Origin of the sequence: Pedobacter alluvionis, assembly GCF_003664035.1 — a bacterium.
In the GTDB taxonomy this organism is placed as follows: domain Bacteria; phylum Bacteroidota; class Bacteroidia; order Sphingobacteriales; family Sphingobacteriaceae; genus Pedobacter; species Pedobacter alluvionis.
In genome coordinates this window covers 557825-574873 of the sequence record NZ_RCCK01000014.1, presented here as the reverse complement: position 1 = coordinate 574873, position 17049 = coordinate 557825, and the positions used below count along the sequence as shown (strand labels likewise).

The 17049-nt window shown below is 39.2% G+C and carries 13 protein-coding genes; 8 read left to right on the top strand and 5 right to left on the bottom strand.

Annotated elements, in window-relative coordinates; translation table 11 throughout:
* Positions 1-98 precede the first annotated feature (98 nt).
* A complete protein-coding gene (locus BCL90_RS21800; protein ID WP_121287176.1) occupies positions 99-1460 on the top strand; it encodes an acyl-CoA dehydrogenase family protein in 1362 nt (453 codons plus the stop codon).
* 673 nt (positions 1461-2133) lie between these two features.
* Here the strand turns inward: BCL90_RS21800 and BCL90_RS21795 are convergent.
* Both BCL90_RS21795 and lat read right to left on the bottom strand, forming a co-directional pair.
* The gene (locus BCL90_RS21795) at positions 2134-2538 is read right to left on the bottom strand and encodes a hypothetical protein (RefSeq protein WP_121287174.1); all 405 of its coding nucleotides are present in this window, start codon (positions 2536-2538) and stop codon (positions 2134-2136) included.
* A 2-nt stretch (positions 2539-2540) separates the two neighbouring features.
* Complete coding sequence (lat, locus tag BCL90_RS21790; RefSeq protein WP_121287340.1) at positions 2541-3872, bottom strand: L-lysine 6-transaminase; 1332 nt, start codon at positions 3870-3872, stop codon at positions 2541-2543.
* Between the two features lie 850 nt (positions 3873-4722).
* Between lat and BCL90_RS21785 the strand changes: the two genes are divergently transcribed.
* The 3 genes from BCL90_RS21785 (at position 4723) to BCL90_RS21775 (ending at position 6805) form a co-directional block, all read left to right on the top strand.
* Positions 4723-5058 (top strand): PadR family transcriptional regulator, encoded by a 336-nt coding sequence (locus tag BCL90_RS21785; protein WP_121287172.1) that lies wholly within the window; start codon positions 4723-4725, stop codon positions 5056-5058.
* Positions 5055-5633, top strand: coding sequence for an HAAS signaling domain-containing protein (locus BCL90_RS21780; RefSeq protein WP_121287171.1), 579 nt, complete (start codon positions 5055-5057; stop codon positions 5631-5633). Before BCL90_RS21785 ends, BCL90_RS21780 begins: the two co-directional genes overlap by 4 nt.
* 62 nt (positions 5634-5695) lie before the next feature.
* Positions 5696-6805, top strand: a complete 1110-nt coding sequence (locus BCL90_RS21775) for an alpha/beta hydrolase family protein (protein ID WP_121287169.1) — start codon at positions 5696-5698, stop codon at positions 6803-6805.
* Positions 6806-6903: 98 nt separating this feature from the next.
* Here the strand turns inward: BCL90_RS21775 and BCL90_RS21770 are convergent, their stop codons facing one another.
* A complete protein-coding gene (locus BCL90_RS21770) occupies positions 6904-9348 on the bottom strand; it encodes an outer membrane beta-barrel protein (protein ID WP_121287167.1) in 2445 nt (814 codons plus the stop codon).
* 867 nt (positions 9349-10215) lie between these two features.
* Between BCL90_RS21770 and BCL90_RS21765 the strand changes: the two genes are divergently transcribed.
* Both BCL90_RS21765 and BCL90_RS21760 read left to right on the top strand, forming a co-directional pair.
* Positions 10216-11178, top strand: a complete 963-nt coding sequence (locus BCL90_RS21765; RefSeq protein ID WP_121287165.1) for a S41 family peptidase — start codon at positions 10216-10218, stop codon at positions 11176-11178.
* A 242-nt stretch (positions 11179-11420) separates the two neighbouring features.
* A complete protein-coding gene (locus BCL90_RS21760; RefSeq protein ID WP_121287163.1) occupies positions 11421-12833 on the top strand; it encodes an alpha-L-fucosidase in 1413 nt (470 codons plus the stop codon).
* A 68-nt stretch (positions 12834-12901) separates the two neighbouring features.
* On the opposite strand, the gene BCL90_RS21755 is transcribed toward BCL90_RS21760, so the two are convergent.
* Together BCL90_RS21755 and BCL90_RS21750 are read right to left on the bottom strand one after the other, a co-directional pair.
* Entirely contained in the window at positions 12902-13771 is an 870-nt protein-coding gene (locus tag BCL90_RS21755) for a 1-aminocyclopropane-1-carboxylate deaminase/D-cysteine desulfhydrase (RefSeq protein WP_121287161.1), read from the bottom strand.
* Between the two features lie 174 nt (positions 13772-13945).
* Positions 13946-14974: a DUF6588 family protein gene (locus BCL90_RS21750; RefSeq protein WP_121287159.1), complete on the bottom strand. Its 1029-nt coding sequence runs from the start codon at positions 14972-14974 to the stop codon at positions 13946-13948.
* Positions 14975-15075: 101 nt separating this feature from the next.
* On the opposite strand from BCL90_RS21750, the gene BCL90_RS21745 reads away from it, so the two are divergent.
* Both BCL90_RS21745 and BCL90_RS21740 read left to right on the top strand, forming a co-directional pair.
* The gene (locus BCL90_RS21745) at positions 15076-16104 is read left to right on the top strand and encodes an RluA family pseudouridine synthase (RefSeq protein ID WP_121287338.1); all 1029 of its coding nucleotides are present in this window, start codon (positions 15076-15078) and stop codon (positions 16102-16104) included.
* 3 nt (positions 16105-16107) lie between these two features.
* Positions 16108-16947 carry an aminotransferase class IV gene (locus BCL90_RS21740; RefSeq protein WP_121287157.1) on the top strand — a complete coding sequence of 280 codons (840 nt, stop codon included), beginning with the start codon at positions 16108-16110 and terminating at the stop codon, positions 16945-16947.
* The last annotated feature ends 102 nt before the right edge of the window (positions 16948-17049 follow it).

Here is a 17049-nt window from a genome sequence, read left to right as displayed (position 1 = left end):
ATCTTTTTCATCGGTTAAAGATTCTTCGTTCCTCAGAATGACAAAGCCCGGAGTCCAACAAAACCGCCCTTTATTTGTTATTCTCAAAACGAATAATAATGGCGAATATATTCTCATCTCTCAAAAACGCGTACAATCTTTTTAAACACGTAGATTTCGATAAGTTAGAGGCTTTATCGAAAAAAGTCGATTTACCCAAAATGGTCGAAACCATATCAAGCCTGGATGATAAACAAATCCAGGGGATGATGAAAATGATGGGTGGATCGGGTAAAAAGAAAGAATTACCACCCATTGAAGGTGATTTTTATCATTTGGGCGATGAAGCGCTCAAAGATGAAGACCGTGAGCTTCAGTTAAAAGTACGTGCTTTTTTAGAAAAAGAAGTAAAACCCATAGTTAACCATTACTGGAACAAAGCTGAATTCCCTTTCGAAATTATCCCAAAACTTGCCGAACTCAACATTTGTGGATTAACCTATAAAGGTTATGGTTGTCCGGGGAAATCGAATTTAATGGAAGGGATTTTAGCGATGGAAATGGCGCGGATTGACACTTCTATTTCTACTTTTTTTGGTGTACAGAGCGGCCTGGCCATGGGATCGATCTATTTATGTGGATCGGAAGAACAAAAACAACAGTGGTTACCGCTCATGCAGCAATTTAAAATTATTGGTGCATTCGGATTAACCGAACCCGAAGTTGGCTCAGCTGCTGCTGGCGGTTTAACCACAACATGTAAAAAGGTAGCCGGTAAATGGATTTTAAATGGCCAAAAAAAATGGATTGGTAATGCCACCTTTGCAGATATCTTAATTATTTGGGCACGAGATGAGGAAAGCGGAGAAGTAAAAGGCTTTATCGTGAAAAAAGATAATCCAGGTTTTGCTGTAGAGAAAATGCAGGATAAAATGGCATTGCGGATCGTGCAGAATGGGATTATTACCTTAACCAATTGCGAGGTAGAAGAAGCAGATCGCTTACAAAATGCAAACTCATTTAAAGATACCGCTAAGGTACTACAAATGACAAGAGCAGGGGTTGCCTGGCAGGCGGTAGGCTGCGCTCGGGGTGCTTATGAAAATGCTTTGGAATATACCCAGACCCGAAAACAGTTTGGTAAACCCATTGCATCTTTTCAGTTGATCCAAAACCATTTAGTTGAAATGTTGTCGAATTTAACGGCCATGCAAACATTATGTTTTAGGTTGTCACAATTGCAGGATCAGGGTTTATTGAAAGATGAGCATGCTTCGCTAGCCAAAGTTTTCTGTTCATTAAGAACGCGTGATGTAGTAAGCAAAGCAAGGGAAGTAATGGGTGGAAACGGTATTTTACTCGAATATAATGTAGCACGTTTTGTGGCCGATGCCGAGGCGATTTATTCTTATGAGGGTACGAAAGAAATTAATACGTTGATTGTTGGCCGTGCAATAACCGGATTTTCAGCATTTGTTTAGAGGGGAAACTCACGAAGTTTAAAGGGTAAGAGCAGTTTGGGAACTTCGTTAGTTTTGAGCTGGGGCAATTAGTTGCTTGTCAGTCTGAGCGCAGCCGAAGACTGATGTAGTATGATAAATAGCAGGATTTTTTAGGGTTAGGAAATAAATGCTAGTGTATCATAGTTGCTGTAGTGGTAGCGTATATTTTGCGTGTTCCGTTCTGTGAGGACACAGACCGGGGATAGTCCTGAGCTAAATTATATAAGATACTTGTCAGTCTGAGCGTAGTCGAAGACTCCTGCGGGTAATAATGAATTTTTAGGGTTAGAAAATGAACGTTAGCATTTCATAGGTGCTACAGTCCTGCCATTTGCTGCAATCTTTTTACGGGTTTTGAAGTGATGAGGGCTCTGTTCCATAGTTTGCAGATGCTTCGTGCCTCAGCATGACAGCATATTAAGGGTTGCTGCAAGCAAAAAGGATTTTCGCTGCTGTCAGGTTTATTGAACAGTGTTTTTTTCAATGCACAAAACATTGTTCATAAACCCGATTGGAACGGATGCCTCCCGATTTTACATCGGGATCAAATTGGCAGGAGGGAGCGGGACTATAGTTGCCAAATGCTCAGAACCGCTCATTTTCAAATCATCGATCAGAATAAGGACGGGGGTATCCATTAATGTCTCTACTCTTACTTGAATGGATACTTATTAAACGCCACCTGGCTCATCGCACTTTTTTCATATAGGGCAATACATGATTTGTTAAATGTTGGGTCGAAGTTTACTTCTCCAGGCGCTAATGTGTTTGGAACATTTCCATTTTGCATAAAGAAGTAAACTTTCGTATTCCCGTATTTAGTATGGGGCATTAGGTTACCATAATCTTCCATCTCTTTCCATATCGAATCTTTAACCGTTACGATGTAAATCCGTTGTACCGGCCCAGTGTTATTGGCGTTTCTATACTTGATAATTTCCTTAAAGCCAGCTTTCATATCCCCAATCCCAGGTTGGTCGAAAACATCTTTAACCATGAAAATGATCAATACTAAAATCCCTGCAACGAAGAAATAAACTAACGATTTTCTATTCATGCCTACAATAAAGGCAATATTTTTTCCATAACCGTCAAGCCTTCGTCAATATGCTTTTGCTCAATACAAAGTGCCGGACGAAAGCGTATGGTTTTATCGCCACAGCCCAAAAACATCACATTGTTCTCCAATCCTTTACCAATAAATGCATTGCGCATTTCTTTTGTCGGGAAATCAAACGAACACAGCAAACCCCTTCCGCGTATATTTGTCATTTGATCAAACTTGTGTGACAGATTTTTCAACTGCTCTTTTAAATACATGCCTATTTTTGCAGCATTGTCGCATAGCTGATCTTCTTCTACGATCTGTAAAATCTGGGTAGAACGTACCATATCTACAAGATTGCCTCCCCATGTTGAGTTAATCCGGCTGGGTACTTTAAATACATTGGTTTCAATTTCGTCTACTTTATTCCCAACAAGGATACCGCAAACCTGCATTTTTTTACCAAAAGCCAAAATATCAGGTCTGGCTTTTTCGCTAAAATGTTGGTGGCACCAGAATTTGCCGGTTAAGCCAACACCAGTTTGTACTTCATCATAAATTAAAAAGGCATCGTTTTCATCGGCCAAAGTCTTAAGTTGGATCAAAAACTCATCCCGTAGGTGATTATCTCCACCTTCAGATTGGATCGGTTCTACAATTATCGCGCAGATATCATCTTTATGATCCGCAAAGGCTTTTTTGATCTGTGCCAGCGAGGCTTCTTCAGTTGCAATGGCATGGTTTAAATTATCTCCTGAAAGTGGAAATTTAACTTCAGGAACAGCTACTCTTGGCCAATCGAACTTGGCAAACCATTTGGTTTTATCAGGTAGGGTATTGGTTAAGCTAAGCGTGTAACCCGTACGGCCATGAAAAGCTCTTTCGAAGTGTAAAACCTTAAAGCCTTTTTCTTCTGTATATCCTTTTGCAAAGTTTTTCTGAACCTTCCAGTCCATGGCTACTTTAATTGCATTTTCTACTGCTAAGCCTCCACCCGCAATAAAAAAAGCATGTGGCAAATAATCAGGGATGCCAACTTTAGAAAATGTTTCAACAAACTGTGCATACTGCTGGGTGTAAACATCAGAATTCGATGGATTGGCTAAAGCGGCCAGCAAAAGATTTTTTTTAAAGGCTTCATCATTAATCATTTTAGGGTGATTATAACCCAAAGGAACGGAAGCAAAGCAGGTGAAAAAATCGAGCAAAGTTCTATTGTATTTCGAATCGTAAATATAGGCACCGTGACTCTTTTCCATATCGTAGGTCAGGTCGAAACCATCGGCCAAAATGTGCTTACTTAAAGATTCGTTAACGTGATCTGCAGGTACTGTTAATTGATACATAAACTTGGTTTTGGTATAATCCAAATTTAGTTAAATGTGCCTAAAATCAAAATTTAAGCACTTTTTGCGCCCGTGGAGCAAAAAATAGGTTTAAACAGTTTAAAGTATGATTATAGACAAAATAGGGTTTTGGACTTCACAAGTGTGGAAAACTTTTTGGCAGGAATCTCTTTCAAAGCATCTCTATTTCATCTTTCTCCATTAGATTAATATGGTTTTGATCAGACTTTTCCAGTTGTCTGCTCCTAATATGATTATGGTTCGAATTTTTGTTTTTATCTATATCAAATCATTAAATCCTAAAATTACCTAAGCCGATTTTTAATAATTGACAACATTTAGAAAGTGTGGTAAAAAAATCTGAGTACAGATGGATAAAGGAAGTGCGAAGAATCTGAAAGTGACCCCGTTGTTTCGGGCCAAACTGGGTACCAATTTAATTACCGTATGATGCACACCTAAGTTCCTTCCCTCTGAACAAATATACACTTCGGGTCTAAATCCATTTTCCTCATGACTTTTCGGTTTAATTCATCCTGCTGTGAGATTTATTCTCAATTCATACGTTTCTAAAAATCAAAATCCATTTGCAGGTTATACAAAGCTAAAAAAAGTGCCATAATCCCTCCAAATAGCCAAGAGACCGTATAGTCAAAGCACGAATTGTAGTTATGATCTCAGTAGCTGCTAGTATACGCTTTCAACAAGTATGTGATAGTTTAGAATATGCTACTATCTGGGGACACTTTTAATAGATTATTAAAAATTATTAACGCTGATAATCAATGTTTTATATTGAATACTTAGTATAGCTAATACACATTGTATAACTATGTATTATATTTGCCGGATGAATAGTGAATTTGTACAGAATTGGTTTTCGCAGGTAAAGAAAGGAACACTGACATACATTATTCTTAATATTCTTTCCGAAAAAGAATATTACGGGTATGAGTTGGTACAGGAAATCAAACGCCATACTACCCTGGAAGTGGCAGAGGGCACGCTGTATCCACTGCTGAACCGTTTAAAAACGGAAGGTATAGTCGAATCCAAATGGGTAGAGCAGGAATCGGGTATTCCCAGGAAATATTACACGCTTAGCGCTGATGGCAGAACTACGCTTTTTGAAATGCGCACTATTTGGTCAACATTGGAAACGGCTATAAGAAAAATTCAAAAATGAAAGAACAGACTTTTAACAATCAGACGGCACAAAAGATATACGATGATTACTTTAAGCGGGTCAGGCGTTGTATAGCCATCTTATCGGAAGATGATCAGCGTGAACTGACCATGGAGCTGAAAAGCCACGTTTATGAAGCTACCCGTAATAGTACCCCGGAAAGAGAGATCGATATTCTAATGGATGTTTTGAATAAACTGGGAATGCCTGAAGAAGTACTTCAACCCATGGTCGCGGATAAGAAAATACGCCAGGCTACCCGTACCTTCAATCCAAGGCATATTTTACAGGCCCTGACACTGAACATTACTAATGGCGCAGGCTATGTGGTATTGGCGGCGATCTATCTGCTAATCTCTACTTTCGGCCTGCTGATATTTTTGAAATTTATCCACCCTTCTGATACCGGTCTTTTTGTAAGTAATGGACGGCTTATCGGGTTTGGATTTATTCTGGACCGGCCAGCTGGGAACCGCGAGGTGCTGGGTAATATGTTTGTGCCAGTAGTGATCATGATCATGATCATCGCGTATCTCCTCAACACACTATTGCTCCGTTTACTCCGGCGCAAATAATTTTTTTGCTTATATACATAGTATTGCATAGTACATAGCTTAATATTTAAAAACATAATAAAATGAAATCGACTTTCTTAACACTTGTCTTGATCACCTGGGTACTTGTTGCCGGAGCCCAGAATCAAAAGTCCGCAAAACGTCCGCAGACACCAAAAGCCCCTTATCCTTATTATACGGAAGAAGTCAAATTTACAAATGCCAAAGACAGTGTTACCCTGGCAGGCACACTTAGCCTTCCCGCGGATAGCGGAATATACCCGGTCGTTATTTTGATATCCGGATCAGGTCCGCAGAACCGGGACGAAGAATTATTTGACCATAAGCCCTTTCTTGTTATTTCTGACTATCTTACCAGGAAGGGTATTGGCGTGCTCCGTTATGACGATCGTGGTACTGCTCATTCAACGGGAAACTTTCGAACGTCGACATCGGTCAGCTTCGCGGACGATGCTGCGGCTGCCGTTGCTTATCTAAAAAGTCGGAAAGAAGTTGATCCTCGTCAAATTGGCTTGGCAGGACATAGTGAAGGCGGTATGATTGCGCCTATGGTTGCTGCAGGTAACAAGGATGTCGCCTTTATCATACTCATGGCTGCACCTGGTATTCCCATAGTGAAACTACTGGATTTACAGTCGGAACGTTTGGGGATACTTTCGGGGGGCACCAAAGAGATGGTTGATAAGAATGTTAAACTAGAACATGGCATGTACGAGATCATCATGAAAAACCATACCAATAGTTTAAATATCAGGTTAACTGCCTACCTTACCAAAGCTATGGCGAGTTTGCCGCCTGAAATACGGCCGGCCGCTGATGTAATGGATCAGGAAATCAAAACGCTGATACGACGGTCGACTACTCCTTGGTTTAAGTATTTTCTTCAATATGAGCCCGCCCGTAATTTAAGCCTTGTCAGATGTCCGGTATTAGTACTTAACGGCTCATTGGATGCCCAGGTTACATCTAAAGAGAACCTCCACGGAATCAAACAAGCTTTGGATAAAGGCAGGAATAGGAACTATAAAATAATTGAGTACCCAGGGGTCAATCACCTTTTTCAGGAGGCTAAAACCGGGGCTTTCGAAGAATATCAGCTTATCGAACAAACCATGTCGCCAAAAGTATTGGACGATATGGCTACCTGGATTAACTCAATTATTCGCAGGTAATTACCGGCTGACCAATTCCTATGAAATACTCTGATCTCAGGAGTTTTATTTACTGATTTTTCGAGTGTTTAAACCGCAAAAAATATAATTTTAAAACGCTATAATCGTTGCGATTCATTTTCCAGTCCAGACTCGCGCCTGTCTTTTGATTTGATCCTGGTGTTTCCAAAGCGGTAGGTAAAACTCAATCTGATCTGTCGGCTCTCACCCACATAGGTGGTATGAAGCAGTAACTTGTTAAGTTGAGTATCTGTAATAATCTTATTTTTCCTTAATATATCGGAAGCCGCTATTCTAAGCGTTGCTTTTTCATGCATCAAATTCTTTTGCAGGCCAATGTCAACCTGTGAATTACCCTTTATATAAGTATTTAATCCACTTATATTTTTTGAGTTAACCACGCCTATTGCCTCGGCAGTAATGTGACTGGGAAGATTGAAGGTTTGTTGAATATTAATTGTCCCTGCAAAACGGCTCCGGTTATAATTCCCATAATCTATAGTTCCTACTTTATTCTCCAGACGATATCCAATACCGGTCAGACTCATATTCCACCATTTTGCCAACCTGATCTGTTGTGTGACAGTTAGGTTTATATTGTTCTGAAATCCGATATTCCTAGGCACCATATTAATGATACTCTCTTTAATTACTTCCGTAATAGTGCTGCTTATATCGCTTGTATGCGTGTAACTGGCAGAGATGGTCGTCTTTTTGTAACTATATTGAAGCGCTAATGTATTCGCATACTGTGGCTGCAGGAACGGATTACCTTTCCAATAGGAGAGTTCATCTACAGGATATGAAAATGGATTCAGGTTGTTATAAGCCGGGCGGTCAATGCGACGTGCAAAACTTAGGTTGTAGGTGCCTTCTTGCTTAGTTTTATAAGTTATTGCAGCCGTAGGAAAAACGTTCAGGTAGTTTCTAACTACAGAAGTTGCAGATTGACTACTACCTGCTGTCGGTAGTAAGTTTCCTTCGGAATGTGTATGTTCTAATCTCACGCCAAGATCAAAGCTCAGTACATCATTTATTGGCGTTTCATATTTAAGGTATCCGGCACTTATTTGTTCCTTGTAGTCAAAAGTATTGGACAGGTTGATATCAATAACATTGACGCTGCCATTTGCATCATACTGGTCAAATACATTTTTTGCATTTACCTCAGAGAACTTAGCGCCTGTTAACATCCGCCCTTTCCCAATTGGAAAGCCATAATCACCCTTAACCGCATATAGCTTAATATTTCGGCTATTGGCCACAAAGAAATTATTTGAGGACTGGAATTCCCCTTCAGCTGAATAAAAAGCATTAGTACTCAAATTTTCTGTAGCGGCATCAAAAATTCCATAGTCGGCATCTATGTCCAGACTTGTGCGATTACTACCTTTATACCTATAGTTTAAATTGGCATTATAACGTCTGGCTCTTTGTGCCGGATAGCTACTCTCACTTTTAAGTGTCTGTAAAAGTGCTCCTGTTAACTGATCAAAAATATTTGTTGTCGGTGTGATCAAGCCGCCACCACTTGAAAAATTACCATTCACTACCATTCCGATTGTTTTGGCGGTATCTATTGCGAAATCTAAACCGACAGTAGATCCAATACTATGTTTTTTGTCCACATCATGATTGGAGTTTATATATACCTTTCCGTTTGTTGTCCGGTCATAGTCGTAGTCCATCGCAAAATGTCCAAAATTATGATTGTAACTACCGAAGGCATTAAATTTACCCTTTCGGAAATTAAGGTTCAAATTGGTGTTTTGCTTTAAGGTAATACCAAAAGCGACACCATTATTAATAGTACCGTTGAAACCCTCGGCAATTGATTTTTGAAGTACAAGATTAACGATGCCACCAGTTCCGGCAGCGTCATACTCAGCAGAAGGGTTTTTGATGACTTCAATAGCTTTTAAATCGGATGCGGACATTGACTTAAGCAGTTGAGCCAATTCTTCAGCCTGTAAATAGGTCTGTCTGCCATTAATCATCACCAACGCAGCACTGGCCCCATTCAGGGTGATTGTATTGTCCTGGTTAACAACTACTCCTGGTGTTTTTCTTAAAGCTTCCAGGCCATTTAAACCCTGAGCGGTTATGCTTTTTTCAATGTTATAAATCATTTTTCTTCCTTCGATTTTAACAAGCGGCTTACTCATGGAACTCTGAATAACAACTTCTTTTAAACTACGGGCGGTAGTTTCAATCGTTATAACACCTACATCCATGTTGCCTGTTAATTTTAACAGCTCACTCTGGTAAGACAGCGTGCCCAGATAACTAATAAAAATCAGATATGTACCACCCTTAACCGTAAAAGAAAAGTTGCCATCCTTATCGCTCAATGTCTGTTTAATTGCCAGACCATCAATCCCATTTTTTAAAAGCAGAGTTGCACCGTCTACAACCTCATTATTCGAATCTTTAATGATACCTTTTAAGGTATTGTCCTGATTACTTTGCGCAAAAGACTTCGAACAAAAACATGCCAAAATGATGAATAAATGACAGGTTTTCCTTAGTTTATAGGTTATCATAATAGTTTTTATATTGTTCAATCGGATAAAATTCAAATATTGATTTATTTTAGTATTTCCATTGCTGTTTTAGCGTTTCGTTACTAAAAACAGATGTGAAAGGAAAATAGTCCTTTTCATTCTCAGAACTAAGATCTCTATGTTATCTAGGATAAGCAGATCGCAGATATTTGAAGTTGGATTCATTCAATACTTGATTATGGGTGCATTATGACAGGCCTGTAAGATAAGAACTTATATTAAATACTTACAAGATGGTAGATTTCAAAGATCTCATATAAATTTTCAATAGGTAACATATTTCATCAGCTATATTTACCGTCGATTCACAATGTATTCTGGATTTTCATCGGCAAAAATAAATTTGGAATGTGTCGGCTTTCTGGTACATTTTGCAGGAATTTTAAAAAAATCATTGTGATCAAAGAAATAATTCCGTTAAAAGAGCTTAATACGTCCGCCACGGTGAAATTGATCAGCAGGCAATTTCAATGAATAATTTTGCTTCTTTTCTGGAAAGCTACGGAATTAATGAACTGGTAGTAGATGAGACAGGCAATCAGTAGCGATTTGATATCAAGTTCTCTTTTTAGCCCGAAAATCCCCGGAGTTTACAGGATATTATAACAGGGATAGGACTTAGTTTATCAAAGGAAACCCGAACCGACGATATAATACCCTTACCATCATGAGTAGCTTTAAATATAAAGTACACGGTTAGATGAAAGTGAGGGCTAATGTTGCAGACAGGATAAATAGTGTACATTTGCGTTCTTGGCAAGCCATTACAAAGAAACTATGTTATGAATGTAGGCAGAAAGAACCGCCAAATGGTGCATTTTTTTAAATTGTATTAAACTATAACATATGAAAACTTTTACACTGTCCCTTTTGATAGTTTTGTCGTGTTCTTTTGCGGCGATTTCACAGAATCGTTTTCTAACAAAGAAGATAAAAGCAGAAACCATTGCTGGTATCTCAAAGAGCTTAAAAGAAAATTATATTTTTCTTGACACTGCCATTCGGATGGGGAATTTTATCAGCCGACAATTTAAAATGGGTGTCTACGATACCATCCAGACACCAAGTGTTTTTGCGAAAAAAATAACTACAGACCTACTGTCGGTTTATCAAGATGGTCACTTGTCGATTAGCTATGATCCTCGGGCAGCTGAATTAGAAGAAAAATCTGATACCGTTGCACAGAGGATAAGGCGTCTTCAATTCAGAAAAGAAGTGAATTTTGGAATGGAAAAAGCTGAAATTATGCCCGGAAATATAGGATATTTAAAGTTGAAAGGTTTTTTTTCGCCTGACCAGGAGACTAAGGTAGCAGTTACAGCGGCATTGCAGTTTGTTAGCAATAGTAATGCACTAATAATCGACCTCAGGGATAATCGGGGTGGAGATCCGGCTGCTGTAAGCTTTTTCTGCGGATTCTTCTTCAAAGAAAAAACACATCTAAACGACCTTTATTGCCGTAACGACCGCTCTTATACTCAATTCTGGGCAATACCAGAAACTTCTTTACAGGCGCTTAAGACCATCCCAATCTATATTTTAACTAATAATCAAACCTTTTCAGCTGGAGAGGAATTGGCTTACGATCTTCAAGCCCAGCGCCGGGCGCTAATCGTTGGAGAACGTACCGGAGGCGGTGCGCATCCCGTAGCTCCAGAACCGGTAGGTAACGAATTTACGGCTAATATTCCCAATTCCAGAGCAATAAACCCGATTACGAAAACGAACTGGGAGGGCGTTGGTGTACGTCCTGATAAGGAAGTGATAGGCGATAAAGCTCTTGAAACAGCATTAAAACTGATAAAATAGAAATCCAAGGTAACTAGATGCTGCTTTGTTTGCCTTTGCTTTCCCCCGGCATACCCAACTGGCGAGTGTTATCTTTTTCTGATTGGCTGTCCATAAATTTAAGCAACCAACTCATTATAGAATCAATTTCGGGAAAGTTGCATTAATCAAGTATTTTGATCTGGATATGTTGTGCAATATCATCAAAGAAAATTAACTTTACCGAAAACCATTTCAAATTCTTAACATTTATTTCGTACAAAATGAAACTTGTAACTATTCAGAAAAACGTTTTAGTATTGACTTTAATGTTGTTTTCGTTCGGAACCTTCGCCCAAGGGATCAACGCTGATGCATCAAAGAAACTTAATGTACTTCAACAGCAATTTGTAGATCTCCGGTTTGGTATGTTCATCCATTACAACATTCCAACTTATGCAAATGCAGATTGGCCCGATCCTGAAGCTTCTCCAAAATTGTTCAACCCTAAAAAGCTCGACGCAAACCAGTGGGCTAAAGCAGCAAAATCTGCTAACATGAGTTATGGCTGTTTAACCACCAAACACCACAGCGGATTTTGTATATGGGATACTAAAAGCACAGATTATAATGTAATGAACAGTACTTACGGAAAAGATGTGGTTAAGCAGTTTACCGATGCTTTCCGGGCAAATGGATTAAAAGTAATGCTTTATTATTCCATTTTAGATACACATCATAAATTGAGGCCCAATCAGATTACTTCGAGACATATCGATATGATTAAACAGCAATTAACCGAACTATTGACCAGGTATGGCAAAATAGAAGCTTTAATTATTGACGGCTGGGATGCTCCGTGGTCGAGGATTTCTTATGATGATGTACCATTCGAGGATATTTATACTTTGATCAAAACATTGCAGCCTGACTGTCTTGTAATGGATTTAAATGGAGCAAAATACCCTTCAGAAGGACTTTATTATACTGACATTAAAACTTACGAAATGGGCGCTGGTCAACGCATGCCTAAAGAAAGTAAAGTGATGCCAACTTTAGCCTGCTTACCCATTAATACTTCATGGTTTTGGAAAACAGATTTTCCAACGGTTCCGGTAAGAAAGCCACAAGAAATTGTAGAAGACCTGATTAAACCTTTAAACGCAGCAAGTTGTAATTTTATCTTAAATGTGGCGCCAAACAGAGATGGTTTAATTGATGATAATGCGCTCGCTGCCTTGAAAGAAGTTGGTCAATTATGGAAGAATGAAGGGCCAACCAAATCGCTTCCGCCATTGGGTTTGCCGATTATTTCCAGTAACCTCGCCAAAAACCAGGCAAGCAACTCAAGTTGGAGCAACGACATGAATATTATGGATTTTGCAAATGATGATAGCTACAAGTCCTCATGGGAATCGAACAGTGCGGTCACCAATCCCTGGTATGAAGTTGATTTTAAGAATGAAAAAGCTATAAATATGATTGTGGTGGCCGAACAAAAAGAAAACATCGACACTTATGTACTTGAATATTGGAACGGTGTGGAATGGAAAAAAGCTTTTGACGGAAAAAATGAAGACCGCATTAAAATTCATCGTTTCGATCGTGTCTGGACCAGTAAAGTCCGCATCCGCATTACACATGCCAAAGAAACGCCATCAATTGCAGAATTTCAGGTTTTTAATGAGCGGAGGTAGCAATCTTATCAGGGTTCCTTAAGGATGAGGAACCCTTTTTTATATGTTTACAGATTAAAGTTTAATATTTAAAACTTATCCTTTATCCCAAAGAGGCCCATTAATCCTCCGGTATGAATGGCCAGGATTTTTTCATCCTTACCGATATTTCCCTGTTGCTGTAGATTTTGAATAGCATAAAACATTTTTGCGGTATAAACAGGGTCTAAAAGTAGTCCGGTTTTTGCAGTAAAGTTTTTGATAAAGCTGATTAATTGAGGCGTAGTTTTTGCGTATCCGCCAAAATGATAATCGAGGTGAAGTATTAGGTGATGCGATAGAGGTGTGTATTTCGTTATTTCCTCTTTGATAAAGGAAGCACCTTTTAACACGGGTATGATATGAAGTTTCGTATTTAAACCGTTTTGCTGAATTCCGCTTAATAAACCTGCCGCAGTGGTTCCTGTTCCGGCGGCACAAAAAATGTGGTCGTATGGTTCAGCCAGTTCTTTAATTACCTCTGCACAGCCGATGATGGCCTCTGCAGAAGCCCCGCCTTCATCAATAAAATAAGCCTGATGATCGTTGGCAAAATGCTGTTGAAACAATTTGTGTTTATCCCTATAACTTTCACGGTCGGTAAAAATGAGTTTCATCCCGAATAAACTGCATAGCAATAACATTTCATTTTGTACTTCTTCTCCACGTACAAAAGCTGTAGCGGTTAACCCTGATCTTGATGCAGCAGCAGCAGTTGCTACAAGGTGATTAGAGTAAGCCCCACCAAAGGTAACCAGATGTGTTTTGTGCGCTGCTTTGGCCTTTGCTAAAATATATTTAAGCTTCCGCCATTTGTTGCCAGAAATATAAGGATCAATAAGATCGTCCCGTTTAACAAACAGGTTGTTGAAAGGCGCAAATGTTATTTTTTGTACCGGGCTATATATTTCTTCGAACACGTGTAAAAATAAAGGAGGTTGTATCACATAAATATAGATTTTGTCATCCTGAGCCTGTCGAAGGGCCTATTTAAATATTCTTTAAGGTGTTTCGACAGGCTTAACATGACAGCATCTAGGTTGAATTGCCTTTATCATACAACCACTTTAAACATAATTATATTTAATCGTTTGTTATTTACCGATACCTAAACCAATACCCGCATTAACCATGCTGTATTTTGCCTGGGTATACGAACCATAAAACTTAAAGAAACCAAATTTTAGCTGAAAGCCTAAACTTGCCCTCACACCATCAATATCGGTCTGTTTAACCGAAATTGGGTCAACATAAGTTGTATTGTTTATGCCGTCTTCAAATGTATAAGTACCAAGCGCTTTTAAATTGGTGTTCGAGGTTTGGTAACCGATGCTGGCAAAAGGAGTGAAAAACAGAATTTTTTTAGAAACAATGGCATCAAAGTTTACACCATTGAATTTAGCATCTATACGCTGATCAGAGTTTGCAGTATTATTGATATTCAGCGGCAAATTATATTTGTACTGGGTAAATCCTCCTGCGATTGCAATGTCTACCGGAACCAGTTTCTCCGTTGTTGATCCCATAAACAAAGGTAAAAGTTCAACTTTTGCACCAAAACCGATCATGGATAAACTTCCTAAGTCGTTACCTAGTTTTATTTTAGGCATTGCCCTTAAAGTAACATCAATGTTTTTTGGTAAACCTAGTGTAGCCTGTATCTGTGCTGAAGGTACTACATGGAAACCCACGCCCTGTGGCAGGTTGAAAAATTTACCTGTAGGGATACCGTTGCTGGTGTATACTTCCATTTTACCACCCTCGCGATCATCTCCAAAAGCAGTAGGGCCTATTGAAGAAGCGCCGGGTGCTGGTTTAATATTGCTTAAACCCAATGTATTTACATCGTAACTTCTGGCCGATTGTGGAACAAAAGCCCCGGAGGCTGAAACCCTGACATCGAATTTTAAAAAACCTTTTGATTGGGCAGTGTTAGACCATCCATCGGTTAAACCCAGTCCTAAGCCTTTGTATAAAGGATCGAAATAGGCATTAACCAATTTGGTTGCATCGGCTGGTCCGCCAACAAACAAGTCTCCAACATCTTGTTGAGCACTTGCTTTTTCAGCCGTTGCCAATAAAAATAAGGCACATAAAGCCTTTAAAATGTAATATTTCTTCATATAAACGATTTAGGATGATTTCTTTGTCTAAAGATAGAGTTGTTTTCTTTAAAACTGTAATGATTAAAAAATTCTTGAAGTTAAAAGTTTATTTTTGCCCCATGGAAAATGTGGTCGAATTGCAGGAATCAGAAGAGCAGGAATTATATGAACACTTAAAAATTATTGTCGATAAGGGGCAGTCTTTGCTGCGTATCGACAAATTTTTGATGGTGCGCGTAGAAAATGCTTCCCGAAACCGTATTCAGAATGCAATTGATGCAGGGAATGTACTGGTTAACCAGAAACAGATCAAAGCGAGTTACAAGGTTAAACCTCATGATGAAATATCTATCGTTTTACCGCACCCACCGCGCGATACCGAAGTTTATCCTGAAGATTTGCCATTGGATATCATTTACGAGGATAGCGATCTTTTGGTCGTAAATAAAGCTGCCGGGATGGTTGTACACCCAGGTTTTAACAATTATACCGGAACTTTGGTTCATGCTTTGGCATTCCACTTTGAACAACTCCCTCAACTGCCGGGCAATGATGGTCGCCCGGGCCTGGTGCACCGTATTGATAAGGATACCTCGGGTTTACTGCTAATCAGTAAAAATGAAAAGTCGATTACGCACCTTGCACGTCAGTTTTTTGATCACAGCATTACCCGTAAATATATTGCGTTGGTTTGGGGCGATATCGAAAACGATGGAACGGTAACCGGTTATATTGGCAGAAGTGTGAAAGACCGTCGAGTGATGGATATTTACGATGATGAAGAAAAAGGGAAATGGTCTGTAACACACTATAAAGTATTAAAACGTTTGGGTTATGTTACTTTAATCAGTTGTGAACTTGAAACTGGCCGTACGCACCAGATCAGGGCACACATGCAGCACATTGGTCATCCACTTTTTAACGATGCAATGTATGGTGGCGATAAGATTTTAAAAGGAACTACGTTTAATAAGTACAAACAGTTTGTAGATAACTGTTTCGAATTGTTGCCCCGTCAGGCTTTACATGCACAAAGTTTGGGTTTTATCCATCCCAGCACCAAGGAGTATATTTATTTTGAATCGCCATTGCCGCCCGATTTTAAGGCTGGCTTAACCAAATGGGAAAATTATATCGCTACATCATAAAATATGCTTCAGGAGTACCTTTTATTTAATGATGAATTTCAGGCGGTAGATGACCCGATTTTGACAGCTTCCAACAGAAGCTTCAAATTTGGCGATGGACTGTTCGAAAGCATGCGGATGATTAATAATAAGCTGCAATTTGCCGACCTACATGCCGATAGATTAACAGCAGGTATGAAAGCGCTAAAAATAGACGGTCACGCTTTAATGGATGATTATTTTCTGCGCCAAAAAACAGCCGATCTGGCAAAACGCAACAAATGGAACGGTAATGTTCGTTTCCGTCTTTCAGTTTATAGGGGAGGAGCAGGTGTTTATACGCCCGAAATAAATAAAGCCGGTTATATTTTAGAAGGCATTCCCTTAAAAGCATCCACTTATGAGTTAAACAGCAAAGGTTTGATTATTGATGTTTTTGACGAAATGACCAAGCCGGTGAATAAACTCTCGAATTTTAAAACAGCCAATGCGCTTCTGTATGTTATGGCCGGGCTTTTTAAAAGTCAAAACCGCCTTGATGAGGCCATGATCCTGAACCAACATGGCTTTCTTTGCGAAAGCATTAGCGCTAACGTTTTTGTGGTGTACAACAAGCAGATTTATACGCCCTCACTGGCTGAAGGTTGCATAAGTGGTGTAATGCGGACGGCTATTATGCAGTTGTGCAAAATGAATGATATGCCTTTGATTGAGGCACAGATCAACCCCGAAATATTAAAAGAAGCTGAAGAAGTTTTTATCACCAATGCTACGCAAGGCATACAATGGGTAATGGGCTACGGTAGAAAGCGTTATTTTAACGAAGTATCTAAGTTTTTGATTGAGAAGCTGAATAATTTCTAGCGTTAATCATGCGCTGGTCAAGAGATCACATTTTACACTTTGTAAATACTAGCTGATTGGATCGCTTCAAATTTAACTCATTTCTTTTTTTGGAAAGCAAAG